Annotated in this window: 30 protein-coding genes and 3 pseudogenes; 12 read left to right on the forward strand and 21 right to left on the reverse strand. The window is 41.0% G+C overall.

Annotated elements, in window-relative coordinates; all coding sequences use genetic code 11:
* Window positions 1-108 precede the first annotated feature (108 nt).
* On the forward strand, window positions 109-1,386 hold the full coding sequence (locus OCU87_RS20620) for a winged helix-turn-helix domain-containing protein (protein ID WP_261859265.1): 1,278 nt from the start codon (window positions 109-111) through the stop codon (window positions 1,384-1,386).
* Here OCU87_RS20620 and OCU87_RS20625 read toward each other — a convergent pair.
* Window positions 1,363-1,665, reverse strand: coding sequence for a hypothetical protein (locus OCU87_RS20625; RefSeq protein ID WP_062691880.1), 303 nt, complete (start codon window positions 1,663-1,665; stop codon window positions 1,363-1,365). The genes OCU87_RS20620 and OCU87_RS20625 overlap by 24 nt on opposite strands.
* A gap of 213 nt (window positions 1,666-1,878) precedes the next feature.
* Between OCU87_RS20625 and OCU87_RS20630 the strand changes: the two genes are divergently transcribed.
* Window positions 1,879-4,260: a fatty acid cis/trans isomerase gene (locus tag OCU87_RS20630; protein ID WP_261859266.1), complete on the forward strand. Its 2,382-nt coding sequence runs from the start codon at window positions 1,879-1,881 to the stop codon at window positions 4,258-4,260.
* Between the two features lie 162 nt (window positions 4,261-4,422).
* Window positions 4,423-5,094: a cytochrome b/b6 domain-containing protein gene (locus OCU87_RS20635; RefSeq protein ID WP_261859267.1), complete on the forward strand. Its 672-nt coding sequence runs from the start codon at window positions 4,423-4,425 to the stop codon at window positions 5,092-5,094.
* Window positions 5,095-5,221: 127 nt separating this feature from the next.
* Here OCU87_RS20635 and OCU87_RS25025 read toward each other — a convergent pair whose 3' ends face one another.
* Window positions 5,222-5,401: a type II toxin-antitoxin system YoeB family toxin gene (locus tag OCU87_RS25025; RefSeq protein ID WP_390961485.1), complete on the reverse strand. Its 180-nt coding sequence runs from the start codon at window positions 5,399-5,401 to the stop codon at window positions 5,222-5,224.
* On the opposite strand from OCU87_RS25025, the pseudogene OCU87_RS20640 reads away from it, so the two are divergent.
* A pseudogene (locus OCU87_RS20640) lies at window positions 5,347-6,005 on the forward strand (IS4 family transposase); the annotation flags it as partial. The gene OCU87_RS25025 and the pseudogene OCU87_RS20640 overlap by 55 nt on opposite strands.
* 139 nt (window positions 6,006-6,144) lie before the next feature.
* Here OCU87_RS20640 and OCU87_RS20645 read toward each other — a convergent pair.
* Window positions 6,145-7,209 (reverse strand): hypothetical protein, encoded by a 1,065-nt coding sequence (locus OCU87_RS20645; protein ID WP_261859268.1) that lies wholly within the window; start codon window positions 7,207-7,209, stop codon window positions 6,145-6,147.
* 110 nt (window positions 7,210-7,319) lie between these two features.
* Between OCU87_RS20645 and OCU87_RS20650 the strand changes: the two are divergent.
* Window positions 7,320-8,344, forward strand: a pseudogene (locus OCU87_RS20650) (IS110 family transposase).
* Window positions 8,345-8,723: 379 nt separating this feature from the next.
* Here the strand turns inward: OCU87_RS20650 and OCU87_RS20660 are convergent.
* Window positions 8,724-9,146, reverse strand: a complete 423-nt coding sequence (locus OCU87_RS20660) for an SMI1/KNR4 family protein (RefSeq protein WP_261859269.1) — start codon at window positions 9,144-9,146, stop codon at window positions 8,724-8,726.
* Window positions 9,147-9,276: 130 nt separating this feature from the next.
* Between OCU87_RS20660 and OCU87_RS20665 the strand changes: the two are divergent.
* Window positions 9,277-10,463, forward strand: a pseudogene (locus OCU87_RS20665) (IS4 family transposase).
* 279 nt (window positions 10,464-10,742) lie between these two features.
* Window positions 10,743-11,282, forward strand: a complete 540-nt coding sequence (locus OCU87_RS20670; protein ID WP_261859270.1) for a hypothetical protein — start codon at window positions 10,743-10,745, stop codon at window positions 11,280-11,282.
* A gap of 349 nt (window positions 11,283-11,631) precedes the next feature.
* Here the strand turns inward: OCU87_RS20670 and OCU87_RS20675 are convergent, their stop codons facing one another.
* The 5 genes from OCU87_RS20675 to OCU87_RS20695 all read right to left on the reverse strand — a co-directional run bounded on the left by OCU87_RS20675 (window position 11,632) and on the right by OCU87_RS20695 (window position 14,395).
* On the reverse strand, window positions 11,632-11,955 hold the full coding sequence (locus OCU87_RS20675; protein WP_261859271.1) for a ribonuclease E inhibitor RraB: 324 nt from the start codon (window positions 11,953-11,955) through the stop codon (window positions 11,632-11,634).
* Window positions 11,956-12,058: 103 nt separating this feature from the next.
* Window positions 12,059-12,412 carry a cell envelope integrity protein TolA gene (locus tag OCU87_RS20680; RefSeq protein WP_068332674.1) on the reverse strand — a complete coding sequence of 118 codons (354 nt, stop codon included), beginning with the start codon at window positions 12,410-12,412 and terminating at the stop codon, window positions 12,059-12,061.
* A gap of 96 nt (window positions 12,413-12,508) precedes the next feature.
* Window positions 12,509-13,276 (reverse strand): hypothetical protein, encoded by a 768-nt coding sequence (locus OCU87_RS20685; RefSeq protein ID WP_261859272.1) that lies wholly within the window; start codon window positions 13,274-13,276, stop codon window positions 12,509-12,511.
* 71 nt (window positions 13,277-13,347) lie between these two features.
* On the reverse strand, window positions 13,348-13,881 hold the full coding sequence (locus tag OCU87_RS20690) for an IS3 family transposase (protein ID WP_261859273.1): 534 nt from the start codon (window positions 13,879-13,881) through the stop codon (window positions 13,348-13,350).
* A 205-nt stretch (window positions 13,882-14,086) separates the two neighbouring features.
* A complete protein-coding gene (locus OCU87_RS20695; RefSeq protein ID WP_048901110.1) occupies window positions 14,087-14,395 on the reverse strand; it encodes a transposase in 309 nt (102 codons plus the stop codon).
* A gap of 160 nt (window positions 14,396-14,555) precedes the next feature.
* On the opposite strand from OCU87_RS20695, the gene OCU87_RS20700 reads away from it, so the two are divergent.
* Window positions 14,556-14,753, forward strand: a complete 198-nt coding sequence (locus tag OCU87_RS20700) for a hypothetical protein (protein WP_261859274.1) — start codon at window positions 14,556-14,558, stop codon at window positions 14,751-14,753.
* A gap of 82 nt (window positions 14,754-14,835) precedes the next feature.
* On the opposite strand, the gene OCU87_RS20705 is transcribed toward OCU87_RS20700, so the two are convergent.
* Complete coding sequence (locus OCU87_RS20705) at window positions 14,836-15,036, reverse strand: hypothetical protein (RefSeq protein WP_261859275.1); 201 nt, start codon at window positions 15,034-15,036, stop codon at window positions 14,836-14,838.
* A 223-nt stretch (window positions 15,037-15,259) separates the two neighbouring features.
* Here OCU87_RS20705 and OCU87_RS20710 point away from each other — a divergent pair, with 223 nt between their 5' ends.
* Window positions 15,260-15,394 carry a hypothetical protein gene (locus OCU87_RS20710; RefSeq protein ID WP_261859276.1) on the forward strand — a complete coding sequence of 45 codons (135 nt, stop codon included), beginning with the start codon at window positions 15,260-15,262 and terminating at the stop codon, window positions 15,392-15,394.
* Between the two features lie 560 nt (window positions 15,395-15,954).
* Here the strand turns inward: OCU87_RS20710 and OCU87_RS20715 are convergent.
* From OCU87_RS20715 to OCU87_RS20730, 4 genes are all read right to left on the reverse strand, one after another.
* Window positions 15,955-16,560, reverse strand: a complete 606-nt coding sequence (locus OCU87_RS20715; protein ID WP_261859277.1) for a hypothetical protein — start codon at window positions 16,558-16,560, stop codon at window positions 15,955-15,957.
* 137 nt (window positions 16,561-16,697) lie between these two features.
* Entirely contained in the window at window positions 16,698-17,435 is a 738-nt protein-coding gene (locus OCU87_RS20720; protein ID WP_261859278.1) for a hypothetical protein, read from the reverse strand.
* A 127-nt stretch (window positions 17,436-17,562) separates the two neighbouring features.
* Window positions 17,563-18,108, reverse strand: coding sequence for a hypothetical protein (locus tag OCU87_RS20725; protein WP_261859279.1), 546 nt, complete (start codon window positions 18,106-18,108; stop codon window positions 17,563-17,565).
* A gap of 141 nt (window positions 18,109-18,249) precedes the next feature.
* A complete protein-coding gene (locus OCU87_RS20730) occupies window positions 18,250-19,218 on the reverse strand; it encodes a YiiX/YebB-like N1pC/P60 family cysteine hydrolase (RefSeq protein ID WP_261859280.1) in 969 nt (322 codons plus the stop codon).
* A gap of 106 nt (window positions 19,219-19,324) precedes the next feature.
* Between OCU87_RS20730 and OCU87_RS20735 the strand changes: the two genes are divergently transcribed.
* Window positions 19,325-19,522, forward strand: a complete 198-nt coding sequence (locus OCU87_RS20735; protein WP_261859281.1) for a hypothetical protein — start codon at window positions 19,325-19,327, stop codon at window positions 19,520-19,522.
* Window positions 19,523-19,599: 77 nt separating this feature from the next.
* Here OCU87_RS20735 and OCU87_RS20740 read toward each other — a convergent pair whose 3' ends face one another.
* Window positions 19,600-19,806, reverse strand: a complete 207-nt coding sequence (locus tag OCU87_RS20740; RefSeq protein ID WP_261859282.1) for a hypothetical protein — start codon at window positions 19,804-19,806, stop codon at window positions 19,600-19,602.
* A gap of 230 nt (window positions 19,807-20,036) precedes the next feature.
* Window positions 20,037-20,429 carry an SMI1/KNR4 family protein gene (locus OCU87_RS20745; protein ID WP_261859283.1) on the reverse strand — a complete coding sequence of 131 codons (393 nt, stop codon included), beginning with the start codon at window positions 20,427-20,429 and terminating at the stop codon, window positions 20,037-20,039.
* Between the two features lie 104 nt (window positions 20,430-20,533).
* Between OCU87_RS20745 and OCU87_RS20750 the strand changes: the two genes are divergently transcribed.
* Entirely contained in the window at window positions 20,534-20,779 is a 246-nt protein-coding gene (locus OCU87_RS20750; protein ID WP_261859284.1) for a DUF6429 family protein, read from the forward strand.
* Between the two features lie 122 nt (window positions 20,780-20,901).
* Here the strand turns inward: OCU87_RS20750 and OCU87_RS20755 are convergent, their stop codons facing one another.
* Complete coding sequence (locus OCU87_RS20755) at window positions 20,902-21,519, reverse strand: hypothetical protein (RefSeq protein WP_261859285.1); 618 nt, start codon at window positions 21,517-21,519, stop codon at window positions 20,902-20,904.
* 131 nt (window positions 21,520-21,650) lie between these two features.
* Between OCU87_RS20755 and OCU87_RS20760 the strand changes: the two genes are divergently transcribed.
* Window positions 21,651-21,806: a hypothetical protein gene (locus OCU87_RS20760; RefSeq protein ID WP_261859286.1), complete on the forward strand. Its 156-nt coding sequence runs from the start codon at window positions 21,651-21,653 to the stop codon at window positions 21,804-21,806.
* Window positions 21,807-21,833: 27 nt separating this feature from the next.
* Here OCU87_RS20760 and OCU87_RS20765 read toward each other — a convergent pair whose 3' ends face one another.
* The 4 genes from OCU87_RS20765 to OCU87_RS20780 all read right to left on the reverse strand — a co-directional run bounded on the left by OCU87_RS20765 (window position 21,834) and on the right by OCU87_RS20780 (window position 24,723).
* Complete coding sequence (locus tag OCU87_RS20765) at window positions 21,834-22,133, reverse strand: hypothetical protein (RefSeq protein WP_261859287.1); 300 nt, start codon at window positions 22,131-22,133, stop codon at window positions 21,834-21,836.
* Between the two features lie 406 nt (window positions 22,134-22,539).
* Window positions 22,540-22,839 carry a hypothetical protein gene (locus OCU87_RS20770; protein ID WP_261859288.1) on the reverse strand — a complete coding sequence of 100 codons (300 nt, stop codon included), beginning with the start codon at window positions 22,837-22,839 and terminating at the stop codon, window positions 22,540-22,542.
* A 250-nt stretch (window positions 22,840-23,089) separates the two neighbouring features.
* Window positions 23,090-23,449 carry a hypothetical protein gene (locus OCU87_RS20775; protein WP_261859289.1) on the reverse strand — a complete coding sequence of 120 codons (360 nt, stop codon included), beginning with the start codon at window positions 23,447-23,449 and terminating at the stop codon, window positions 23,090-23,092.
* A 464-nt stretch (window positions 23,450-23,913) separates the two neighbouring features.
* Window positions 23,914-24,723 carry a hypothetical protein gene (locus OCU87_RS20780; RefSeq protein WP_261859290.1) on the reverse strand — a complete coding sequence of 270 codons (810 nt, stop codon included), beginning with the start codon at window positions 24,721-24,723 and terminating at the stop codon, window positions 23,914-23,916.
* Between the last annotated feature and the right edge of the window lie 35 nt (window positions 24,724-24,758).

Raw genomic sequence — 24,758 nt, forward strand, 5'->3', positions numbered from 1 at the left:
CACTATGCCGTACACGACTATTCAAGTCTCAAGTCGTCGATACCAGATCATAGCACTGCCTTAACTAGGTAACCCTGCCTTACCGTTAACTATAGCGATGTTTGAAATATGTCTCAGGCTGAACAAGTCAAATTTCCCACCGGTGTTTACTTTATTCCAAGCCTTGGCATCATCAAATCCAGTAACGCAACACAGGCTCTTAACCAATCTGAACAACTCATCCTTTCTTATTTGTTAGAGCACAACCAGCGGCCCGCAACGAAACAAGACCTTATTGAAGCCGGTTGGCCGAAACGTGAAGTGACAGAAGCGTCACTTTTCCAAGTTATTCGCTCAATACGCGTTAAGCTACAAGAGTCGAATAAAGGCGAAGTCATTGAAACGATCCCACGATTAGGCTATCAGATCTGCACGTTCGAAATTCAGACCTTTGACATGGCAGATCTAAATCCACTCGAAAAAATAAAACAAAAATCAAAGCAGTTAAAATATTTTCTGCTCGGTATGCTTATCCTATTTTGCGCTATTCTCGCCACTATAAAATATATGGATGAACCCAGTGTAGATGACTTACCTTTTGAATCACGCTTAACCTCGCTTGATAGCAATAATGTACTTGTTATAGGGGGAGATGAAGATGTCCTTAATGATTTAACAAGTAAGGTTACTACGCTTTATCAATCATATAATGCACTACACAGCCCAAATCATTTGGAAAACCGCCGTATATTTATTTATAAAAATAATGATATTTATTCGGTCGCTTGGTGTAAGCAAGATCAAGACAATTACTGCATTAAAGGAACAGAGCTATCTTACAGCATGCGCTTAGAAGAATGGCCGACCTTTCAAAACTATATTCTAAGCAACAAGGGTGAATTAATCGACACACCTAAAATTCAAACAGATTTCACCCGTCAACCCGCGGCAAAAGTGTATTTAAACTATATTGATGACTCAGTAATTCAATCAAAAGTGATCCATTACTTCATTTCAAATGAACCTAATAATGAATTTAAGTATTCTTCTATGTCTTTCATTGCGAGTAAGCAGCAGGATTTACATCAAGTTCTATCAATAAAAGCGGCGAACTACCAAGTCATTCCCACACAAGATATTCCTAACGTTATCGCTCGGGTGAAAATCATGCCAGAGATGTTCCACTGGGCCTATCAACCGACAGGCACAACAGGCCTAAACAAAGATTCACTCGCACTAGAGAATGAACGACATGAGCAAGTGGTTTATGAGGGGCGTAACGTTGTATATAACCACTTACTTTATCATCACAATCACTTAAGCTTAATTTTTAGCGCTAACGCTGGCTTGTACTGGCTCCATTCAAACAAACAGCAAGATGTATTATTTAAAGCCACGGTAGACTAAGTAGATACCGACAGCAATCAATGTCCCTGGAATTAAAATACTCCACATGATCCCGGTCCAAACTAATCCCCACAGTATTGCAGCAGCAATAAGGAAAACAGCGGCAGTTTTTAGCGCATCTTTCCAATGCCCACTCATCACAATATCGATAAGGCCTGTAACCCCAAGCACAATGAGCAAGCCAGGCCACCACCATTGCGTTAGGTATAACAAGCCAAATCCAATAAGAAACACACCAGAAGAGATCCCATCTCTACCCTTCGTTTTCATACCAAACATGTCTTCTCCTCTTATGAACAATCATTAACTGTCTACTATAGACTGATCACTTTTCAGTGCTAACTCACCCCACATCAATAAACAATACAGGGTTAAGCTGTGGTTATTACTACCATTTCGTCAAGATGTGATCTGCGCATCTCATGTTATAATTATTAAATAATAAAAATCACTCACCCTTTCCACTATCCAACAAGCAGGCATGTCGCTCCAATGATTTTCTCAGTAGTGAAAAATAAAAAACACATCCTTGTTTTTTTTACAGTACTCATTTTTTCTGGTTGTGCGGTATACGCGGGTTTAAATTACGATCAGATTTATGGTAAATCGGCACCGCGCGACCGTATTGCCCCTGCATATTCGACTGTCGCTGAACATTACCTCACTGAGGTTAAACCCATTATTGAAAATCGCTGCGTTGTTTGTCATGCCTGCTACGATGCACCATGCCAACTTAAAATGTCGTCTTCCGAAGGGATCGACCGTGGCGCCAATAAAGAAAAAGTGTACGAAGGTACCCGTTTACTGGCATCGAACCTGACTCGTATGTTCATCGACGCTCAATCAACAGAACAATGGCGTGAACTCGGTTTCAATCCCGTCTTAAACGAACGAGATCAAACAGCTGAAGCGAATACACAAGCGGGGGTTATGGCACGAATGCTTCAACTTAAACAAGCACATCCCTTACCTGAACAGAAAATATTGAATCAAGATGAATGGGGCTTTTCGCTAGATCGCGATCAGCAATGCCCGACTATTGAAGAAATGGCCAAATATGAGCAAGATTATCCTAATTGGGGCATGCCCTATGGTTTGCCACAGTTAGCTGATGGTGAGAATAAAATATTAATGTCATGGTTAGAGGCTGGTTCACCAATGGCAAGCGTTCCCCCCGCACCTGAATCTACCATGAAAAAAATAAAAGCATGGGAAGCTTTTTTAAACGGTGACTCACTCAAACAACAACTAACCAGCCGTTATATTTTTGAACATTTGTTTGTTTCGCACCTCTATTTAGAAGATGAGGAAGAAACTGTTTTCTTTAACTTAGTTCGCTCACGTTCAGCCCCAGGTACGCCGGTCGATCTTATTGCGACCCGTCGTCCGTTTGATGACCCAAATGTAGAGCGCGTTTATTACCGTTTCGTGCAAGTACGTGAAACCATAGTTGATAAAACCCACATGCCCTATGCTCTCAGCAAGGCCAAAATGGCTCGGTTTGAAGCGCTATTTCTGACTCCCAGTTACGCGGTAACAGAACTGCCTAGCTATGATCCCGTTTCTTCATCTAACCCTATGGTGAGCTTTACTCAGCTTCCAGTAGAAGCCCGCTATAAGTTCATGCTTGATAACGCTCAAAATACCATTATGGGCTTCATAAAAGGTCCAGTATGCCGAGGTCAGCTTGCGCTAAATGTTATCAATGACCGTTTCTGGGTGTTTTTTGTTGATCCTGATATGGCCAATCTACCCAGTGTGAACGCATTCTATGAGCGCCAAGCACACAATCTTCGCCTGCCAGCCGAAAAAGAAAGTAACACTGTACCTATCACTAACTGGTTACACTATTCCAAGCAACAGGGTGATTTTTTACGAGCCAAAAATGACTTCATGAAAACAACCTTTAAAAATGGTGAACACCTCACCCCACAAGTCATTTGGGATGGCAACGGCATTAACCAGAATGCTTCACTTACTGTATTCCGCCATTTCGATAGTGCAACAGTGACTAAAGGGCTGATCGGTGAGCAACCTAAAACGGCATGGGTTTTGGACTACTCTTTACTCGAACGGATTCATTATTTGCTTGTCGCAGGGTTTGATGTGTACGGTAACTTTGGCCACCAACTCGTTACACGCATGTATATGGACTTTTTGCGCATGGAGGGCGAATCTAACTTCCTCTCTTTACTACCAGAAGCAATCCGTCACCAAGAGTTAGCTGACTGGTATCAAGGTGCCAATACAGATCTCAAGCTATTCATACAAGGTGATATTAATGAATTTGATCAACCATCAGGCATTACATACCTAACAGATACGCCAAAGAAAGAGTTACTGGATAAACTAAAAACGCATCTTGCTCTGGTTCAACCGACTCGGTATGAACTATCAGAGGCAGCATTAGGCAACCAAGCCATTGCAGCACTAACAACCATCGGCCGCATGCAAGGCGAACACGTGAGCTTATTCCCAGAACTGAGCTACATTATGGTGACACCAAACGACACCAACAAACCACCACAACTCTTTACCCTTGTGCGTAATAGCGCACACAAGAATATCTCCAGTTTATTTAATGAAGAGTCCAACAGGCTATTCACTCGTGACAACGTCACCATGGTGAGAGGTGTGCTCGGTAGTTACCCCGGTGCATTTTGGTCTGTAAAAGAAGCCGAGCTTCCCGCTTTAACTGAAAAAGTCTTAGCCGTTAAATCAGAAGAAAGCTACAAGGCATTATTAGACCAATTTGGCATTCGTCGAACCAACCCCGAGTTCTGGCCATTTAGCGATACACTTAACCAAACATACCAAGCTAACTACCCAATTGAGTCTGGTCTGTTAGATTACAATCGCGTTGAAAACCGCTAATTAACACCAATAGACAAGCGTAAAGGCCAGCTCACTTAGCTGGCCTTTTTATTATTTATGTTTTTTGTAAATTATTGAAAATATGACGGATAAGCATGGCATTCACAAATAGCCAATGACACAATACGCATATATTAACAACTTCGTTAAATAGGCGTAACCATGAGCACTAAAATCACCATTTGGGATAGCTTTATCCGTGGCTATCACTGGCTGCAAGCCATCAGTATTGCTGGGTTGTGGTATACCGGCACGGAAGGCCTCATGGATTGGCACTTTTCTATTGCTTATGGGTTATTAGCCTTACTGGTCACACGCTTGATCTGGGGCGTTTTAGGGAGTGAAACCGCCAAGCTATCACGCCTTTTTCACCCTCCCCGCGCTGTCATTCAACACTTGGGTGAATTGCATCAACCCACAATTAGCCATGACAACACCGTTGGTCATAATGCGGCGGGTAGCTATATGGTACTCGGTTTTTTTGTATTGCTTACCATACAATTAACCACGGGGCTTTTTGCTACCGACGACATCATATCTGAAGGCCCTTTAGCCATGCACATCAGTGGTGAGTTAAGCAGTAGGCTAACGGATCTTCATGGCTTGAACTTTGATTTTCTGCTCAGTGCGATTGGTCTTCATCTAGCCGCAATATTATTGTATCGCTTAAAAAGCATCGACCTTGTCGGCCCGATGTTACACGGAAAAAAAGTGCTACCTGAACACGCTGCGCCGAAAATGTTAAATGGCGTCATTGGATGGGGCATTTTTGTCGCCGTTGCTACAGGTGTCTATTTCCTATGGGCTAAAGATGTCGTTATTTATCTTTTGTAATAGCAAGCATTAGCGCCAGAGGTGAAAATAATTAAGGCTGTAGATACAACCTCAGACTCGATAAACAAGCCCAACACATTTGCTACGATATAGTCGTAGCTGAATTTTACTGGCTTAATCACTGAAACTAAAAGCAAACTGACAACGCCGAGTAAGCTTGATAGTGGTAGCAACAAGAAATAATGGTGATGTGAATGCCGTCGACTGCATAAACAAGGCGATTTTCTTCATTTATACGACAAGACCAGAAGTTGGTGTTATCTTGGACGCGTAAGAGGAGATGTAAACGTCTTAATAAAAAACCAATGGCAACACATCAAGCAGTTGTTTAATCAAGCGAGTAGCAAACCTAAATATGTCGGATTCACACAGTTAGCCAAGCGAAAGCCATTGCAATGTCATCTTCATCTCTATAAAAAACAAACACCTAAAAAACGTAAAGACCGGCCAAAAGGTCGAGAACACTTCTCCGCCCAGGCAGTACATAAAAAGTCAGCACTAGAGCCTTGGCTGCTGGCGACTAATATCCCAACAAATATATTCTCATCTCGATGTATCGTCAGGCTCTACACCAAACGAATGCAAATTGAAGAAACATTCCGTGATTTAAAAAGCCCACAATACGGTTTTGGCTTACGCCAAAGCCGCACTCATGACCCTAAACGCTTCGACATTTTACTGCTCATTGGCCTGCTCGCTTTTATGGTCTATTGGTGGTTTGGAATAATTGCAGAACATAACGGTTGGCACCGTCACTTTCAGGCAAATTCAGTAAAAGACCGACGCGTTTTATCATTTTAAGGCTAGGAAAAGAGGTCTTCCGACGGCTGGAATATCACATCAATGAACCATCAATACGCTGGGCGCAAAGCACCCTTATTCTAATGGCAAGGAACAATTATCGTGCGTAAATTATGTGGGGATCCGCCAGCACCGGGCATAAGGTGTGCCACGACTAACCTACAAAGCCCACTGAACTTCATACCAAAACCGCCGAGTGTAATCAGCTTGAATTGTTTGTTAGGCCATTAGCTTACTTTATCCATAGGGCTATTCAGATATATTCACTTGAACATACTCACATAACGCTTGATCTTGATTTTCAAAAAAAGCAGGCATTGCCATCATCATTGGCAAATCACTAATTGAAACAACATAGTCTTTAAGATCCGCACCTGTAGCTTTTGCGAAAGCTAATTTTGTAGTTCTTCCTGATAAATTTTGTGTTTCTCTTAATTGAACTACCACCTTTTGTGAATTTGGAAATCCAGACCGCCAATCAGTGAATTTAATGAATTTTTTCTCTTTCGATGCATCCAAAAAAACATTTGTAGCATTAATAACGGCTCTGTCAATCATACGTTCTTTATTTATAAACTCAGCCACTATTAACAGCTCACCAATATAGTAGTTTGAAGTAGCTAAACCTCCATTTAACATCCCAACAACGGAGTTATCAAGGGCTCCGCTTTCTACTAATAAAAATGTTTCCTTTAATGCAATTCTAAGCTCTTTCGGCAATTTAAAATGAGAGGCTACTGTAACGACGTTATGAGGTATTTTATTACTAATTACAATACTATTATTACACCCTGAGAAAACATATCTATGCTTTTCATCTTGTTTGCCAGATGGGTCACCAAAAGCAATAACATTTTTATATTCTGGTAGATCAACATAAAACGGAAGTATTGATGGGCGTTTATGAACATATCCGGCCTGATTCAGAAAATCTTTAACACGTAAATCACCATCACTTGAAAACTTCTCACTAACTTGTAGTGGCAATGTCAATGGTGTTTCACCTCCTATCTTCATGGAAGAAAGGGTAAATGGTGTATATAATTCAACCGTAATTCTTGTGATTATTTCAGGGTAATTACCTTTATTGTCGAATATCACATAAGTTCCAAATGTAGCATCACCGTCAAGCTCTAGTATTTCTTGCGACCTCACAACACTTGCTGAAATTCTATGCTCTTTAAATAAATCACTATTATCAACCCATAAAAAAAGACCAGTAAAAAGAGTTGTGAGCATCCCCAAAATACCACCTACAACGCCGACTTTACCGTCAAGTTTCAGTTCTATAAAACCATTTAGTAAATTTCTCATCCCATCACTCACTGAACTAAATACGAATCAATTGGCCTAACGAATGACATGGATTCCCCCTACCGAGGATCTGCCACACTTATGTGGTACTTAATTGCATCGGAGGCACCATGTCTGATTATTCTTATTTCTGTGGTATCGACCTAGCTAAAAACCACTTTAGTCTTCATGCCGTAGACCAAAATGGCAAGGTCATACTTCATAAGTCAGTGACCCGCTCTAAACTACTGACTACAATAGCAAATATGCCACTCATGCGTATAGGTGTTGAAGCGTGTGGTGGTGCACATTATTGGGCAAGAACACTCAATAAACTGGGTCACGATGCCCGTATTATGGCCGTTAAATACGTAATTCCTTATCGAACTAAGGGAAGAACGACCTTAATGATGCCGTTGCTATCTGCGAAGCTGTTCAGCGTCCATCCACTCGTTTTGTGCCGGTTAAATCCCCCGAGCAACAAGCCATCTTATCGGTACATAGAATGAGAGAACATTGGGTTCGCGAGCGCACTGCGCTTATGAATCGCATTCGTGCCCTACTTTCTGAATTCGGATTGATCATTCCTGTTGGTCGGTCTTCATTAATGAAACACGTTCCCTTAATGCTCGAGGATGCAGAAAATGAACTGCCACACCTCGCGAGAATGATTATTGCCGATGCTTACCACCATCTTGGCGAACTAAATCAACGCATAGCGGATACGGAACAAGTCTTCGATTCTTTAACTAAGGTCAGTGAAAATGTTCAACAAGTGATGAAAGTTCGAGGTATTGGGCCGCAAACCGCTACTGCGATACTCGCTTCGATAGGCAATGGTTCTCAATTTGATAAAAGCCGCGACTTCTCTGCATGGCTAGGTTTAGTCCCGAAACAATATTCTACTGGCGGAAAGCCTCGGTTAGGCAGGATAACCAAGCACGGTGACAAATACTTACGAACACTATTAGTTCACGGTGCAAGAACCGTGGTTGCCAACCTTGGTGACAAGCAAGATAAGCTCAGCCAATGGTGTCGAGGTGTTTTAGAACGAAGAGGAATGAACCGAGCAATAGTGGCTCTCGCTGCGAAGAATGCACGAATTATATGGTCGCTTTTACACAAGCAAACAGAATATGAAAACTATGCTGCTTAAGTAGAAACCTAAGCAGCATAAAGAGTTAAACCCACCGGGTCATTGCAGACGCTAATGATGGAGATAGGTTAAGACCACTTGCGGAGAGCCTGTTAATGCGGCGGACACACTAGATGTCATCTAACGAATAAGGCACCGCAGTCGCGCAAAGTCATCAGGGCCACGACGTATGCGAATCGTCGATAAGTAGGCCGAATGTAGAGCGGCAGTCCAAAACCCATCGACATAAGTTTAGCGGATGTTTGACAACCTGGGGGAATCCTTGTAGCCCTGTAAGGTGTGAGCAACGCAATAACGAAGCTCCCGCATGCCACCTTAAACACTAAAACCAACGCATGGTAAAAATGCCACGCGTTGCGAATCACTCTTAAACAGTTTGTTAACTGCGTATCTCAAAGAGCTCCATAAAACACTTAAAATTTGGAGAAATACGTCTCCAATAGACGTCGTCCCACCAAATTATGGATGGTTCACAACCGTCGCGAAAATCCAAACAAAAAGGTGCTCTATCAGATGAATAGCCAAAACACACTATCTTAGAAAAATCTGTAATGTCGCGAATCTCACCAGGATAACCAATTAACTCAGAGCTGCCATAATAACCATCAGGCAAAAAATCACTTTTGAGAGCTTCAGTGCAACGCTGAACCTCATCTTTAGATGAACATATTTGGCCTAACTCTGTCTCTAGTTGATTACCGTAAGAATCAAACTTATGTTTTAGCGGAAAGCTACCGACTTCAATTTGGTACAAACGAGAGCCCATCACTTCAATTAAAAAACCCGGAAGCTCAAATCTCATTATTCCTCCAAGCAGTTAACGCCTACAACTTACGAATCCCCACAAAATACCTTTGTAGTTCAATAAGTAGACACGCACCTTACCTTCTGATCTAATGAATTCACCATAAACACAAAAGATTGAAAGCAAGATGCGTGATATTCAAATTCTACACGAGTCGCTGGAAAATCAATGCCCTAACATTCACAAAAAGAGACTAAAATCACTCATGGACTCGGTGCAATCATTACTTAGCAATGATGCACTTACGCTTACTTTGCTAGGGCGTTCTCTTCCTTCAAAGGCCAAAACGAAACACTGTATTAAGCGCGTTGACCGTTTATTAGGTAATAATCACCTGCACCACAACAGACTCGATATTTATCGGTGGCACTGTCATCAATTTTGTTCGGTCAATGCACACCTATTGTCTTAGTCGATTGGGCTGATATTCGCGAATACGAACGACTCATGGTACTAAGAGCATCTATTGCTGTAGATGGTCGTTCTGTTACGCTTTTCGAGCAAACTTTTACTTTCAAAAACTACAACTCTCCACGTAGTCATCAACAGTTTCTCGATAACTTTAAAGCTGTCTTACCCTCGCATGTCATCCCTATCATCGTGACTGATGCTGGCTTTCGTAATACATGGTTTAGACAAGTTAATGACATGGGTTGGTGCTATCTTGGACGCGTAAGAGGAGATGTAAACGTCTTAATAAAAAACCAATGGCAACACATCAAGCAGTTGTTTAATCAAGCGAATAGCAAACCTAAATATGTCGGATTCACACAGTTAGCCAAGCGAAAGCCATTGCAATGTCATCTTCATCTCTATAAAAAACAAACACCTAAAAAACGTAAAGACCGGCCAAAAGGTCGAGAACAATTCTCCGCCCAGGCTGTCCATAAGAAGTCAGCCTTAGAACCTTGGCTACTAGCAACTAATATCCCAACAAATATATTCTCATCTCGATGTATCGTCAGGCTCTACACCAAACGAATGCAAATTGAAGAAACATTCCGTGATTTAAAAAGCCCACAATACGGTTTTGGCTTACGCCAAAGCCGCACTCATGACCCTAAACGCTTCGACATTTTACTGCTCATTGGTCTGCTCGCTTTTATGGTCTATTGGTGGTTTGGAATAATTGCAGAACATAATGGTTGGCACCGTCACTTTCAGGCAAATTCAGTAAAAGACAGGCGCGTTTTATCATTTGTAAGGCTAGGAAAAGAGGTCTTCCGACGGCTGGAATATCACATCAATGAACCAGCAATACGCTGGGCGCAAAGCACCCTAATTCTAATGGCAAGGAACAATTATCGTGCGTAAATTATGTGGGGATCCGCCAGCGCCGAACATAAGGTGCACCACGATGAACTAACCAAGCGCACTAAACTTCATACCAAAACCGCCGAGTGTAACGCGTCACCTTGATGTTTTTGTTATGGCGCCACATTTATTCGAACAATTTCACAGTATGATCTCAGATGAGCTCTCATTTTATCATCAGTGTGATCCCTCACTCGAATTTCTACCCAACACCCATTATGCAGTTACACCCATATGGTTAATATGCAAAGAAATCCCTGATAGTTACAAGGAATACACATGCATAGCGATTCAGTACCTTACACTTTACCCCGTAATCCCAAATCGCAATTACAATTCTTAGCGAAAGTCACATCAATGCCCAACAATCTTTTGACTAATGCAGGTACACCAGAAGTCGAAGCCTTATCAGCAATGATTCTATATAGACATTTAAACCGGCAACAAAGAATTGAAGCGATGACAACGATTCGCGCGGTTCAAAACAAAGCCCTAATGGGTACTTTAATTACAAAAACACTGGATACCACATTCGTTAACCCACAGTGGGGAGTATGGTCGCTTAACACTCAAGAGTTACAAAATGACATTGAGTTTCATTCATCCATCGATTCGTTGGCTGGATACGTAGGCGTTGGAGCTTCAGTATTAGGTGGAAAAGATTTTATAAAGAACATCTGGTCTCAAAAACGTATGGGTAGACAACACTGGATAATGCTTGTTATTTGGGGCTGCGTTTACATGAACAAAAAGGAACTTAAAAAAGCAAACACGGAGCTGAATAATCGTACAACCATTAACACTTCAAGGCATTACTAATAATGATAAATTGGCTTATTAAGATCGTTTTCTATGTCGCTCTATTCTCTTTCGTGGTGTGGTATTGGGAAGAATCAGATAATGCAACAAGAACAGGATTGTTCTACTTTCTATTCTTACTTGCTTTCGGACAAAATGCATATTACTCCCACAAACTTTCCAAACTACAAGAGCACAAAAAATAACTGAGCGCCACTTTGAGTGGCGCCATAACGACCTGCCATAAAACGCCAGCAACACATTACTACAATCTTTAATTGACCACCGCAAACACTAAAGCCAATTCAGATCTAAAATGCCGAGTGTTGATGGTCGTTTTGATGGCTTTGTTATGTTTTAATTCAGGGTGTTACGGGTCAATAAACACACCCCACGCTTCGCAAACACCACCGAATTCTTGAGCTAAGTCAGATGCCTTAGCTTGAGTATTGATCACTAATTCGTAGGAAAGAATGTCACTGATGGTAAATAAGACATATCCCAAACAGTCATCTTCCGGTTGATAAAATTCTAGAGCACCAAACTCACTCTGAAGAGCATTAATAGCCTTATCAGGTGGTGGCCAAGAATTAAAATCAACCATAAATTCAATTGTTGTCGGCAGTGAAAATTCGAAACCGTCTTGATAGAGTCGATTTAAAACCTCTCCATCTGAATCATGAGGAAATTTCATATTTACCTTTTAAAAATAATGCCTATTGGTACCCAACATTAAACCAGAAGAGTACTAGATGCGGATGGTTCTGTATCGAGAAATAAATAGCCCCGGTTAACAATTACAGAGGTGTTACTGTTAATTTTATTTTCTTTACTTTACTATATTCACTTTCAGAAAGGTTCAATAACTCTTCATACGGAAAGGTTGCAGATACAGCCTTGATAATTGCATTCTCAAACTCTATGCCGCCATCATTTTCTACAACTTCAACATTTTCAAGGGCGCTTTTACTATCTAAAGACAGCTCAACCACGGCCCTCTTACCAGCAAAATTCTTATCAATCAGAAGGTTATTCTGAATTCTATTAGTAATCCCTACCGCACAGCTATGTAGCGTTGTACATTCTTCATGTTTAGACGAACAGCCAGATACTAATAACACTATAAATACAGTAAACCAAAAAATTCTCATAACCTACCTCTGAAACATAACGTTTAACATAAGTTGCGCCACGATTAACCTACCAAGCGCACCGAACACCAAACCAAAACCGCCGAGTTTAGAGCGTCAACTTGATGTTTTTGTTATGTTCGATCGTAATTTAATCAGCGTTGCAGAATTTGGAAACTTCAAAACGACTGATTGCGTACCTGTATAGAAAGCAACATAATCTTTATTCTGAGCAGCTAATAAACCTTCGAGAACAACTTGCCCGTTTGAGTCTATTAATTTGTGGCATTGGCTCCATTCCTCACCATTAGGAATATTACATCCATTCTCATAAAACTTTTCTAATTGGTATTTAGACACATCTTTCCCCTCTGAGTACGCTGCTTGGGGTAATAAAAACCAAAAGAAAGCAATCGATGCAAGAAACAATAAAAATGTCACACCTATGTAAGATAACCCACTAGTTAAAAAGAGAGCCTCTGTAAATCTATTATTTTTTGGCGAGATATAGTTAATCGATTTTCTAGCAATCAAAATAAATCTTGAACAATCTTTTTTATTAACATTATCCTTCTGAACCAACATTCGGTAGACGAAAACAACAACTGCAAGAAACAATGCAATTGAAATGTAAACATTCGGAGGCAAAAAAATTAAATTTAATAGTTCTACCACTTGCGTTGCCATTTCTAGAATCATATGACCAAACGCAAAATATGCATATACGTAAACATCATATGTGGATAATGAAAATATCGAAGAGTCAATGCCATACGATGCTAGAACCCCTTGATGAAAGTTCAAACCAACAAGATATCCAGCTGGCGCAAGTAACCCTAAAATACTTAAAATTAAACTCAACTTTGAAGATAAATTAAACTTCATTATTTACTTCTAACTCCCTCTAGAGCTAACATTAAGTAGAACTGGTGTACCCCACAAAAAGTAGACACCTGTTAACTTGCCATTTGCTCGTACTCAACTGGGCTTACATAACCCAAGGCTGAGTGCCTTCTCTTGCGGTTATAAAATACTTCGATGTACTCAAAGATACCCACCCTTGCTTCATCGAGTGACTGATAATCTTCTGCGTAGATCAGCTCAACTTTAAGTCGACTGAAGAATGATTCCATGACCGCATTGTCCCAACAGTTACCCTGGCGGCTCATGCTCGGCACGCCTCCATGCTTGCGCATGAAGTCTTGATACTTATAAGCGCGATATTGTACGCCTCGATCTGAGTGCACGATAAGTCCTTTAGGCGGACGACGCGACTTGAACGCCATTTTGAGGGCGTTTGTAATGAGTACTTCCGTCATCGTCGTATCGAGTGACCAACCGACAATACGTCGTGAATGAAGATCCAGCACTGTCGCTAAGTACAACCACTGCTTCTTCACCCAGATATAAGTAATATCGGTGACCCACTTGCGATTAGCGGTATCGGATTGAAAGTCTCTACGTAATAAATTATCGGCAACATTCGTCATCGCTGCCACATCCTTACCGCGCCGTAACGAGCTCGATACTCAGCATACGTCCGCATGATGAGTTGCTCAAAGTGTTCACGACGCTTTGCTCGCTCGCTAGGCGAGCGCTCAAACCACCGATAGTAACCACCTCGTGAGACATCTAAAGCGCGACACATCAGGGCTATCGGATACTCATCCACATAACTTCTAATGAACTCGTACTTCACTCTTGCTGCTTCGCGAAGTACGCCGAGACCTTTTTTAAGAACGCCATCTCTTCTTTTAAACGCTTGTTTTCACGCTTAATTGCTCGAAGTTCTTCAGACTCTTTCTTAGAGTAATCAACACCCTCAAGGGTGTTAAACTGTTTATCAGACAACCGATTAAACTGACGCTTCCAGTTCGCGATCTGCTGGGCGCTTACGCCCAACTCTTTGGCTACTGACGCTGCAGTTCTGTCTGGAAGTTCAGAGAGACGAACCGCTTCTTTGCGGAACTCTTCTGTGTACGCTGGATTTCGATGTTTACCCATAGTTCACCTCACAATTAGACCCTAGATCTAACTTAGTAAAGTGTCTACAAAACGTGGGGTACTCTGGAACATAACGCCTTGGCATAAGGTGCGCCAACGCTGAACTTACTAAACCAAATACACTTCAAACCAAAACCGCCGAATGTCAGGCGTCACCTTAATGCCTTTGTTACCCGGCCGTTCGACTTGGCTAAAGCAGCTTGCCTGCCATGATGAAGTGCAATTAAAGACTGCGCTGATTAAGCGCGACAAACACCCCACTAAAGGCAGACAAATTCAAAACTATAACCACGGAAATTACTGCGCATTTACCCACAAAATAGCGGCAGCGATGAAGTTAGCACTATGGTTTATCTAGAAAAGATGAACCTGAAACGTACGCGAATACGGATAAAAAGGCTGCCCAACTAAAGCCGCTAACATCGCCCACAATTTTGCTTCTAACGGCAACCACCAAAATGTAACCACTTCCCTGCCAGCGCACCGACCACAATGTTGAAAGCGGCATTCCTCGATGATGACGCGGCAATAGCTGAGAAATTTAAGAACAGGTAAGTACGCGGAATAACAACCGCCACCGCCGAACCATGGTTAAAACCAAATACAGAAGTTGGCGCGGTTACCAGCGAACATTCACGCAAGTCATTGAGACGTTTAAAAATAAGAAGCCGCTATGAACAAAGAATGATTCTAACTGCATACGAATTTATCTGGAATTGACCAACACACAGCGACTGCGGAGTAAAGTAAGCAAAAAGAACTCAACCTAGTCGGGTAACGCCTTGGCATAAGGTGCGCCAACGCTGAACTTACAAAACCAAATACACTTCAAACCAAAACCGCCGAGTGTCAGGCGTCACATTAATGCCTTTGTTACCCGGCCGTTTGACTTGGTTAAAGCAGCTTGCCTGCCATGATGAAGTGCAATTAAAAACTGTGCTGATTAAGCGCGACAAACACCCAACTAAAGGCAGACAAATTCAAAACTATAACCACTAAAATTACTGCGCGTTTACCCACAAAATAGCGGCTACGATGCTGTTAGCGCTATGGTTTACCTAGAAAAGATGAACCAGAAACATTCGCCAATATTGATAAAAAGGCAGCCCAAGCTAAAGCCGCGAACATCGACCACAAGTAGACTGTTTTCGGCAACCACCAAAATGTAACCACTTCCCTACCAACGCACCGACCACAATATTGAAAGCGGCATTCCTCGATAATGACGCGGCAATAGCTGAGAAATTTAAGAACTGGTGAGCACGCGGAGCATCGACCGCCACGGCCGAACCATGGTTAAAACCAAATACAGAAGTTGGCGCGGTTACCAGCGAACATTCACGCAAGTCATTGAGATGTTTAAAAACAAGAAGCCGCTATAAACGAGGAGCGACTCTTACTGCATACGGATTTATCTGGAATTGACCAACTCACAACAACAGCGGAATTAGGTAAGCAAAAAGAACTCAACCAAGTCGGGTAACGCCTGCAATAAGGTGTGCCCCACTGAACCAACAAAACACACCAAACTCCGTACCAAAACCGCCGTGTGTAAGGCATCACCTTGATTGCCTTGTTAAGTCTCTTTCGTACTGATCAAGCTTAATTAAAAATTGAACAATAAAAGCTTGTTCGTTTTCATTTACCGTCAATGAACGTGCAAACTCAGCTTCTTGCCTAATTTCAAAACACTGTTCAACCGTTGCTCCGTTGTTACCATAAAGAATGCCTGCTGGCCATTCATGCTCACAAAATGAGAACCAATCTAGGAGACAACTGAGTAAGAGCTCTTTGCCTTCAATACGGTTGGAATCTAACTCTAAGCACTTACGGTAAAAACCCATTTCAGCTAATGAACCAAGCTCTTCAAAAGCACCTTTCGTTTGATATATGTTTTGAGCTAACTTTCCAAGCCATAGTGTCGAATCATAATGCCCTACTTCGAATCCTTTCTTTAGAGTAGGGTAAACAAGGCTTATAAAGAGTTCATGTCGAATACAACAATGAGTATTCTTCTCTAGCTTCGGCAGATATTCCCACACCCAAGCTCGTATTTCGTATTCGTCTTTAAACGAATTAATAAACAACTGAACCGAATTTGCTGCCTGCTTTTTCAATCCAGAATTAAGCTCGTTTTCAAACTTTTTAAAGTACTCAATATTCATAAGGTTACTTCCTTTGAGACTTAACGCTCGCCATAATACGCCACAACGTATTACGATAATGTTGATAGACCACCGAAAACACCACAGCCAATTCACACCTAGAATGCCGAGCGTTGGTGGTCGTATTGATGGCTTTGTTAAGCCGAGTTTAACACCAGAACTCTACACCTTGGGTAATCGGTTATCATCAGCTGAGCTAAATTTTTATGTACTTTCGGTAAATCTCTTATTGAGTTTGGCAGTAAAGATAATACATCCTCTGTTGCTTGCTCTAGAGCTAGAATTTTAGTCTCTCCTAATATAGATATGGCATCATTTCTAGAAATTACGACATCTGTACCATATGCAGAAGATATACTATGATGATATTCATACCAAAGTTCATTTCTTTGCTGCCAGCGCTCTGACAAATTAGCAAAATTGCGTTGAACGGCGTCTACTTGAGCAAGAACCTCAGGCTTACTACCACTTAATAGAAAAATACCTTTTTCCAAATTAATTTGGTGGCTCAGTGATTGATCAAAACTAATGACAGGTATCGTGTATGGCAACTCTTTCTCAGAGCCTCTATCAAATTGAGACAGTGTTTCAGATTGCATCTTGAGGAAAGTTATCTGCCTCTCTAAAGTGAGGAGAATGTAGTTCCCATAACTCACTTCTTCATTAATTTTTGAATTAATTTTGTCATATACCAAATGAATAAGAGTAAGTATCGCAGCGATTGCACCGCCTCCAGAAATAAAGCCACCCAATGAGTTAAGTACACTAACAAGATCTTTAGATTCGCTTGTAGCATAGGCAAAAATTACGCACGCAAAGTACACACCTAAGATGAACCACAATACTTCTTTTATATATTGATTTAATACTCGCAATTTATTTCCTCGGCTTAACGCCTGCAATAAGGTGTGCCCCACAGAACCAACAAAGCACACTGAACTCCATACCAAGACCGCCGAGTGTAACGCATCACCTTGATTGCTTTGTTAGCAGTAAATTTCATCAGGAAAAAGTATTTATCAATTTTGATATGAGCTCTTCTGGAATTTTCACGTCTGCCAGTTCAAAATCATGCGAAGTTATACGGTTTAATTTAGGTTGAACTACTCTTAGTTTTTTTATTGCATCCACATCAATTGTTAACAACTCATTTACCATAAAGAAAGATTGATAATAATCATTATTGTGTTCTTTTAGGTTATTAACAATATCTTGGCTATTACATAGTTCATGGATCGCAAAAATAGAAAAATAAGTAGAAACACCTTCATTTAAAAAAGTAGTTTTTTCCATTATATGAGTATCTTTATCCATTGTCGGATAAAGTAAATGACAAACTTCATGAGCCAACTGAAAGCGAAGCTGTATTTCATCGTTTTTTGCTCTTTCGCTTAGCGAGATAGCTACATTTCCAGTATCAGGATAGTAACGAAGATGAGGTTGTTGCTGATTAAACTCAACTCCCCAATAAGTCCAATCCGAACACATTAGTCCAAACAACTTTTCTGCAGCCAGAATATACTGACTTGCAATTTCATCTATATTCATTCAAAAATAACCTTTTATAATGAACTTACCCTTTACTGCTAACGCCTGCAATAAGGTGTGCCCCATTGAACCCACAAAGCACACTGAACTCCATACTAAAACCGCCGAGTGTAAAGCATCACCTTGATTGTCTTGTTAGGTTTATTTTCCTAGAATATCTTCAGCTGTAAACTTATGATCAAGAGCATTTTCAACCAATTTCTTGTATAAGATAAATTGTTGGTTGGCATACTTCAAACCATGTAACTCTCTGATATAAAAATATTGTTCAAGGTTATTTTTGTACAAACCAAGTAACCTATTGGCAATTTTTAACTCTCGCGTAGCTAGTGCGTATTGCTCACTTTCTGACAATGGCAAAGCTCTAAATAAATCAACGCTATATCGCCATGGGTTCCGTTCTTGCTCATATACCCACATAGTTAAGTAACCAGAGGATTCATAGATTTTAGTAATCTCATTATCGTATTTAGGGTCGGCGATAAGAGCTGAAGTAATATCTGAAAGTGACTGAATTTTGTTACCTAACAACTTTCGAGTAGATTTGAGTATGCTGTTTGTGATTTCAGTTTGCTTCTTTATCGGGTCAAAACTGTTAGCAAACTCGATTTCTTCTGGCTCCGCTTGATAAACACAATCTTTAACTTCATGTACAAAAATAGAATCAGCGATTTCTTGCGGTAAACATGCATCACTGTTTGCAACAAGTCTTACGCCTGCCGACTCAAACGCTTTTGCAACCAAGCGGGAGCAAAACTGCCTTTTAGCATCAAGTTTTGTAAAAACTTTAGCGAACGCATTGGCAGCACTAACCTTGGAATATGAAGTTCCAACTTGTAAACGTGCATAAGCTATTGCTTTTTCTATTGCAACAGGATTGTCTACTCGCACAACTTTTGCGAATCGAAGTTCATCTATTAGTAACCGTTGAATATTACTAGAATGAACCCCATAAGGGTCTGAATGAATATAGCTCGATTCACCAACATGCAAAATCGCATGTGAAAAATCTGATTTAGTAATCTTACAAATAAGCGAGCTGTTCTTTTCATTCGAGCGAGTGAGAATGATATCTCCAGGCTTCAATTTTGTTCTGTCTAATAGGTACATAATACTCCCGAGAAACCTAACGCCTTGGCATAAGGTGCGCCAACGCTGAACTTACTAAACCAAATACACTTCAAACCAAAACCGCCGAGTGTTAAGCGTCACATTAATGCCTTTGTTACCCGGCCGTTCGACTTGGCTAAAGCAGCTTGCCTGCCATGATGAAATGCAATTAAAAACGGCGCTTATTAAGCGCGACAAACACCCAACTCAAGGCAGACAAATTCAAAACTATAACCACGAAAATTACTGCGCGTTTACCCACAAAATAGCGGCAACGGTGATGTTAGCACTATGGTTTACCTAGAAAAGATGAACCAGAAACGCTCGCCGATATTGATTAAAAGGCAACCCAAACTAAAGCCGCGAACATCGCCCACAATTCTATTTCTTTCGGAAACCACCAAAATGTAACCACTTCCCTGCCAGCGAACCGACCACAATATTAAAAGCGGCTATCCTCGAAAATGGCGAGGCAATAGCTGAGAAATTTAAGAACGAGTAAGTACGAGGAGCATCAACCGCCACGGCCGAATCATGGTTAAAACCAAATACAGAAATTGGCGCGGTTACCAGCGAACATTCACGCAAGTCTTTGAGGCGTTTAAAAATAAGAAGCCGCTACAAACGATGAACGATTCTTACTGCATATGAATTTATCTGGAATTGACCAACTCACAGCGACAGCGGAGTTAAGTACACAAAAAGAACTGAACCAAGTCGGGTAACGCCAGCCATAAGGTGTGCCCCACTGAACCAATAAAGCGCACCGAACTCCATACCAAAACCGCCGAGTGTAAAGCATCACCTTGATGGCCTTGTTATAAGCGGGCTAACTCACTGAATTTATTAGCTACTAATGCTAACTCGCCTGTCTCGTGACACCAAAGGTAAACCGGCTCTAAAAACACACTATCCTCTTTCAGCAAGACTAATTGGTCACCACAACCATTACTTGCTATTGCAACTGCGTTCTCGGGAAAACAACTGAAACCCATGCATGATTCAGTCTCCGTGATTATGTTATTGCAGCTTCGAGAAAGACGCTTTCTATCTGTTTTATCGAGAATTGGGTATTGCTCCCATCCTTCATCATCAACTTCCAGCTCACCACCATTACTTTGCATCATGGCAAGCCTGTAACTATCAGGAAGGGAACCAGTCAAAACTGACTCAGCTTCAACAATGAATTTTTCATCTAAATCAAACGGCATAGGTATTCCTTTGGGGTATAGCGTCTAACATAAGCTGTAGCTTAATAAGCCCACACTGTTACACTTAACTAATTGTACATTTACCAGTTTATTGAGGTCTTACAATGGACTATGACATTGATAAAGCAGCAGAGTTGGCATTAGCCTTAATGTATCTGACACTTCACGACAAATCTGATTTTGATGGCTCCTGTCGAGCTTGGAAAGGAATCGATTTTGAAGTAATGAACCATTTACATGAGAAAGGATTAATCCTCGACCCTGCCAACAAGAACAAATCTGTCGTTGTCACTCCTGAAGGTGTTAAGAAGGCAGAAGACTTATTCAAAACTATGCTGAAAAACAGTTGAATTTCTAGAGCTTATAACGCCTGCAATAAGGTGTGCCCCACTGAACCAGCAAAGCGCACAGAACTCCATACCAAAACCGCCGAGTGTAACGCATCACCTTGATTGCTTTGTTAAATGCTCTACTACACAAGTACATATTTTGTTTTTTTGCCTGCAAGTGAATCGTTAGCAATATCTACTAAACCCACCCAAGATGATTTTGTACAATTTTTTAGAAACTCTTTAGTTTGTAATTGAGGCCAAGAATAACAGGCTGCTGCAATGTAACATCTTGGCGTAATTACTTGACCTTCACACTGTTCATATTTTACGACCCTATCAAGAACCATCTTGATATCTTGTTCGCACGGGATAAATCCTGAATATAAAATTGCTGAACACGCACCAGAGAGAAGAAGTTCATTAGAGGTATCGAGCAAACTGATTAGGAAGTTAACTCTATTGTTTGCGATGTCTGCCAACAAGCATATAGAAAAGCCTAGATCTCGATAAAGTACAGTAGCCTCAAAATCTTTTTTTACTAACTCTTTGAGGTAAGGTATAGAGCTTTTAGTTCCTGTAATACCGATAGCTCTAATGACAAGTGAAAGTACTCGCCATGATTTCGGCTTAGAAATCAAAAATTCCAACGCAGATAATAGAGCTTCCTCATAATTTTCAAGCCTTTCTTTAGTTATTTTAGAAACAGCCCTTTTAATTTGAGGAACAGATTTCGACCGTAGATCTTGCTCAATTTTCATAACCTCTGCCCCTAATTCTAGTTGGACTCTAAAAATAGCATTTAACGCCTTGGCATAAGGTGCGCCAACGCATTACTTACAAAACCAAATACACTTCAAACCAAAACCGCCGAGTGTCAGGCGTCACATTAATGCCATTGTTACCCGGCCGTTCGACTTGGCTAAAGCAGCTTGCCTGCCATGATGAAATGCAGTTAAAAAATGCGCTGAGTAAGCGTGACAAACACCTAATTCAAGGCAGAAAAATTCAAAAATATAACCACGGTAATTACTGCGCGTTTACCTAAAAAATAGCGGCAACGATGAAGTTAGCACTATGGGTTACCTAGAAAAGATGAACCAAAATCTTGCGCGAATATTGATTTAAAGGCAGCCCAAACTAAAGCCGCGAACAACACCAACAAAATTACATTGTCACTACAACCACCAAAATGTAACCACTTCCCTGCCAACGCACCGACCACAATATTGAAAGCGGCATTCCTCGATGATGGTGCGGCAATAGCTGAGAAATTTAAGAACAAGTGAGTACGCGGAGCATCAACCGCCACGACCGAACCATGGTTAAAACCAAATACAGAAGTTGGCGCGGTGACCAGCGAACATTCACGCAAGTCATTGAGACGTTTAAAAACAAGAAGCCGCTACTAGCGAGGAGCTATTCTTACTGCATACGAATACTTCTGGAATTGACCAACGCACAGCAACAGCGGAGTTAAGTACACAAAAAGAGCTCAACCAAGTCGGGTAACGCCTTGGCATAAGGTGCGCCAACGCTGAACTTACTAAACCAAATACACTTCAAACCAAAACCGCCGAGTGTCAGGCGTCACATTAATGCCATTGTTACCCGGCCGTTCGACTTGAGTGAAGCAGCTTGCCTGCCATGATGAAATGCAATTAAAAACGGCGCTTATTAAGCACGACAAACACCCAACTCAAGGCAGACAAATTCAAAACTATAACCACGAAAATTACTGCGCGTTTACCCACAAAATAGCGGCAACGATGATGTTAGCACTATGGTTTACCTAGAAAAGATGAACCAAAATCTTGCGCGAATATTGATTTAAAGGCAGCCCAAACTAAAGCCGCGAACAACACCAACAAAATTACATTGTCACTACAACCACCAAAATGTAACCATTTCCCTGCCAACGAACCGACCACAATATTGAAAGCGGCCATCCTCGAAAATGGTGCGGCAATTGATGAGAAATTTAAGAACTGGTAAGTACGCGGAGCATCAACCGCCACGGCCGAACCATGGTTAAAACCAAATACAGGAGTTGGCGCGGTTACCAGCGAACATTCACGCAAGTCGTTGAGACGTTTAAAAATAAGAAGCCGCTACAAACGACGAACGATTCTTACTGCATACGAATTTATCTGGAATTGACTAACTCACAGCAACAGCGGAGTTAGGTACACAAAAAGAACTCAACCAAGTCGGGTAACGCTCGCCATAATACGCCACAACTTATTACGAACATGTTGATAGACCACCGAAAACACCACAGCCAATTCATACCCAAAATGGCGGGCGTTGGTGGTCGTATTAATGGCTTTGTTAGGCGCTTTCTGGATCTATAAGGTTATTTTCCCAGCCGTCATCGCTATTATTAAAATACCAGCCAGATTCTTCACTTTGCGCGTAGGATTCCATATCATCGTAAAGCTCTTGATATAGCAACTTTTGCTCGCTATCAACTTTATGCCTATCATACTCAATCACAGAATCTACAGACTCAAACTTTGGTGCTAATGACTCAGGTGTCAAGTCAGAATCAGGGCCATCCAACTCATAAGGTAACTCAATGTAGAACCGGCTATCGACTCTTTGTATTTTGAGAGTTTCACCAAACTCTTGAGCTTTACTTGCAGCAAAGGCAGCAGCTGATTTGAAAGAGTTGAAGTATTCGATAGACACTTTGATACCTATTTAGTTTGACTGCGGGCTGGTATAAAAAATCTCTTCATTTTTACTGAAATTTACAAACTTCAAATTTCCAGAAGTATAAACTCACCAGACGTAATCACCGTTTGGCGACCGTCCCAAGCAGGATAGTTGTGGAAGCTATGCATGTGCTCACAATGACTACGTAAATTGCCAATAAATCACATTCTCGCCAGCTCATCAGCGAATAGGGGGCAAAGATTCTTTTGGGCTTTTATTAATGTTCATGGGTATAGACACAAGCAAAACCTGATCCTGGACAGGTTAACAGAACAGCGTTCCAAAAGAAACCACCAAAAGTCACAAAACGCCTAACGCCTAACGCCTGCAATAAGGTGTGCCCCACCGAGCTAGCAAAGCACATTAAACTCCATACCAAAACCGCCGAGTGTAAAGCATCACCTTGATTGCTTTGTTATAAGCCGACAGCTACATTGTTAGCTGAGAATTTCTTTACGATAAACGAGTACAGTTAATACTATGAAGATAAGGAAGCTAACTACGTCCCTGATATCTGTCATATTCTTCACTTCACTGTTATAGCTTTTAGCACAGCGAGTATAGACCGCATGAAGATCATCGAAACGAACTAGGAACTGGTTAATTTCTTGCAACGCTTCAGTATTGTCTTTTCTTACGGCTAAGTATGGGTCTTGCATTAGATCTCGAATAATCTCTAATCGTTCAACCATTCCATCGACGTTGTGCTCACCATTTTCATTCTTTTCCGGCTTAACACTATATATTCGCTGATGTATACGCATAATAGCATCTGGTCTTTGGCTTAACCTTTCAATTAGTGAAGGATATTCTTGGACTAACTTATTATATATATCTTTTGAATTATCAATGAATAAACACTGATCTGAATTAGTATATTCAAGAGATGCAACGATATTATCAGTCATCTTCTCGATCGACATTAGAACAGGCTTGGAAGATATAAGGTTATACAATTCTAACATTTGGCTATGGTATTCACGCAAAGTGGCCATATATTCATCATTAACGGTTTTTTGACCAGTTTCTATACTCAGCTCCGATATCAAATCTTTATCATGAATATATAAATTCATATTTCGCAAATTAGAATCTAAATCACTTTTAGGCTGATAAAATTCAATATCCTTGTCCATCATAGGCTTAGGAATATCAAAGATCACTTTATCTACCATGAATTGTGCTATGCAAAGTGCAGCAATCCAACTAAAAAGCTTAATTCGTAGTTTTTTCTTACTTTGTTCCATAATAATTACAGTTATCTAATAATTTCTTCCTATTC

Source organism: Photobacterium sanguinicancri, assembly GCF_024346675.1.
GTDB lineage: Bacteria > Pseudomonadota > Gammaproteobacteria > Enterobacterales > Vibrionaceae > Photobacterium > Photobacterium sanguinicancri.

Excerpts from the sequence above, each read along its gene's own strand:
- OCU87_RS20675 (WP_261859271.1), bottom strand. The coding sequence starts at position 11,955 with ATGAAATTTCCTCATGATTCAGATGGAGAGGTTTTAAATCGACTCTAT.
- OCU87_RS20695 (WP_048901110.1), bottom strand. The coding sequence starts at position 14,395 with ATGGGTAAACATCGAAATCCAGCGTACACAGAAGAGTTCCGCAAAGAA.
- OCU87_RS20680 (WP_068332674.1), bottom strand. The coding sequence starts at position 12,412 with ATGAGAATTTTTTGGTTTACTGTATTTATAGTGTTATTAGTATCTGGC.
- OCU87_RS20735 (WP_261859281.1), top strand. The coding sequence starts at position 19,325 with ATGCCTTTGTTACCCGGCCGTTCGACTTGGCTAAAGCAGCTTGCCTGC.
- OCU87_RS20690 (WP_261859273.1), bottom strand. The coding sequence starts at position 13,881 with ATGACGAATGTTGCCGATAATTTATTACGTAGAGACTTTCAATCCGAT.
- OCU87_RS20670 (WP_261859270.1), top strand. The coding sequence starts at position 10,743 with ATGCATAGCGATTCAGTACCTTACACTTTACCCCGTAATCCCAAATCG.
- OCU87_RS20645 (WP_261859268.1), bottom strand. The coding sequence starts at position 7,209 with ATGAGAAATTTACTAAATGGTTTTATAGAACTGAAACTTGACGGTAAA.
- OCU87_RS20700 (WP_261859274.1), top strand. The coding sequence starts at position 14,556 with ATGCCTTTGTTACCCGGCCGTTCGACTTGGCTAAAGCAGCTTGCCTGC.
- OCU87_RS20725 (WP_261859279.1), bottom strand. The coding sequence starts at position 18,108 with ATGAATATAGATGAAATTGCAAGTCAGTATATTCTGGCTGCAGAAAAG.
- OCU87_RS20755 (WP_261859285.1), bottom strand. The coding sequence starts at position 21,519 with ATGAAAATTGAGCAAGATCTACGGTCGAAATCTGTTCCTCAAATTAAA.
- OCU87_RS20780 (WP_261859290.1), bottom strand. The coding sequence starts at position 24,723 with ATGGAACAAAGTAAGAAAAAACTACGAATTAAGCTTTTTAGTTGGATT.
- OCU87_RS20685 (WP_261859272.1), bottom strand. The coding sequence starts at position 13,276 with ATGAAGTTTAATTTATCTTCAAAGTTGAGTTTAATTTTAAGTATTTTA.
- OCU87_RS20635 (WP_261859267.1), top strand. The coding sequence starts at position 4,423 with ATGAGCACTAAAATCACCATTTGGGATAGCTTTATCCGTGGCTATCAC.
- OCU87_RS20745 (WP_261859283.1), bottom strand. The coding sequence starts at position 20,429 with ATGCCGTTTGATTTAGATGAAAAATTCATTGTTGAAGCTGAGTCAGTT.
- OCU87_RS20625 (WP_062691880.1), bottom strand. The coding sequence starts at position 1,665 with ATGTTTGGTATGAAAACGAAGGGTAGAGATGGGATCTCTTCTGGTGTG.
- OCU87_RS20620 (WP_261859265.1), top strand. The coding sequence starts at position 109 with ATGTCTCAGGCTGAACAAGTCAAATTTCCCACCGGTGTTTACTTTATT.
- OCU87_RS20760 (WP_261859286.1), top strand. The coding sequence starts at position 21,651 with ATGCCATTGTTACCCGGCCGTTCGACTTGGCTAAAGCAGCTTGCCTGC.
- OCU87_RS20715 (WP_261859277.1), bottom strand. The coding sequence starts at position 16,560 with ATGAATATTGAGTACTTTAAAAAGTTTGAAAACGAGCTTAATTCTGGA.
- OCU87_RS20660 (WP_261859269.1), bottom strand. The coding sequence starts at position 9,146 with ATGAGATTTGAGCTTCCGGGTTTTTTAATTGAAGTGATGGGCTCTCGT.
- OCU87_RS20630 (WP_261859266.1), top strand. The coding sequence starts at position 1,879 with ATGATTTTCTCAGTAGTGAAAAATAAAAAACACATCCTTGTTTTTTTT.
- OCU87_RS20750 (WP_261859284.1), top strand. The coding sequence starts at position 20,534 with ATGGACTATGACATTGATAAAGCAGCAGAGTTGGCATTAGCCTTAATG.
- OCU87_RS20710 (WP_261859276.1), top strand. The coding sequence starts at position 15,260 with ATGCCTTTGTTACCCGGCCGTTTGACTTGGTTAAAGCAGCTTGCCTGC.
- OCU87_RS20730 (WP_261859280.1), bottom strand. The coding sequence starts at position 19,218 with ATGTACCTATTAGACAGAACAAAATTGAAGCCTGGAGATATCATTCTC.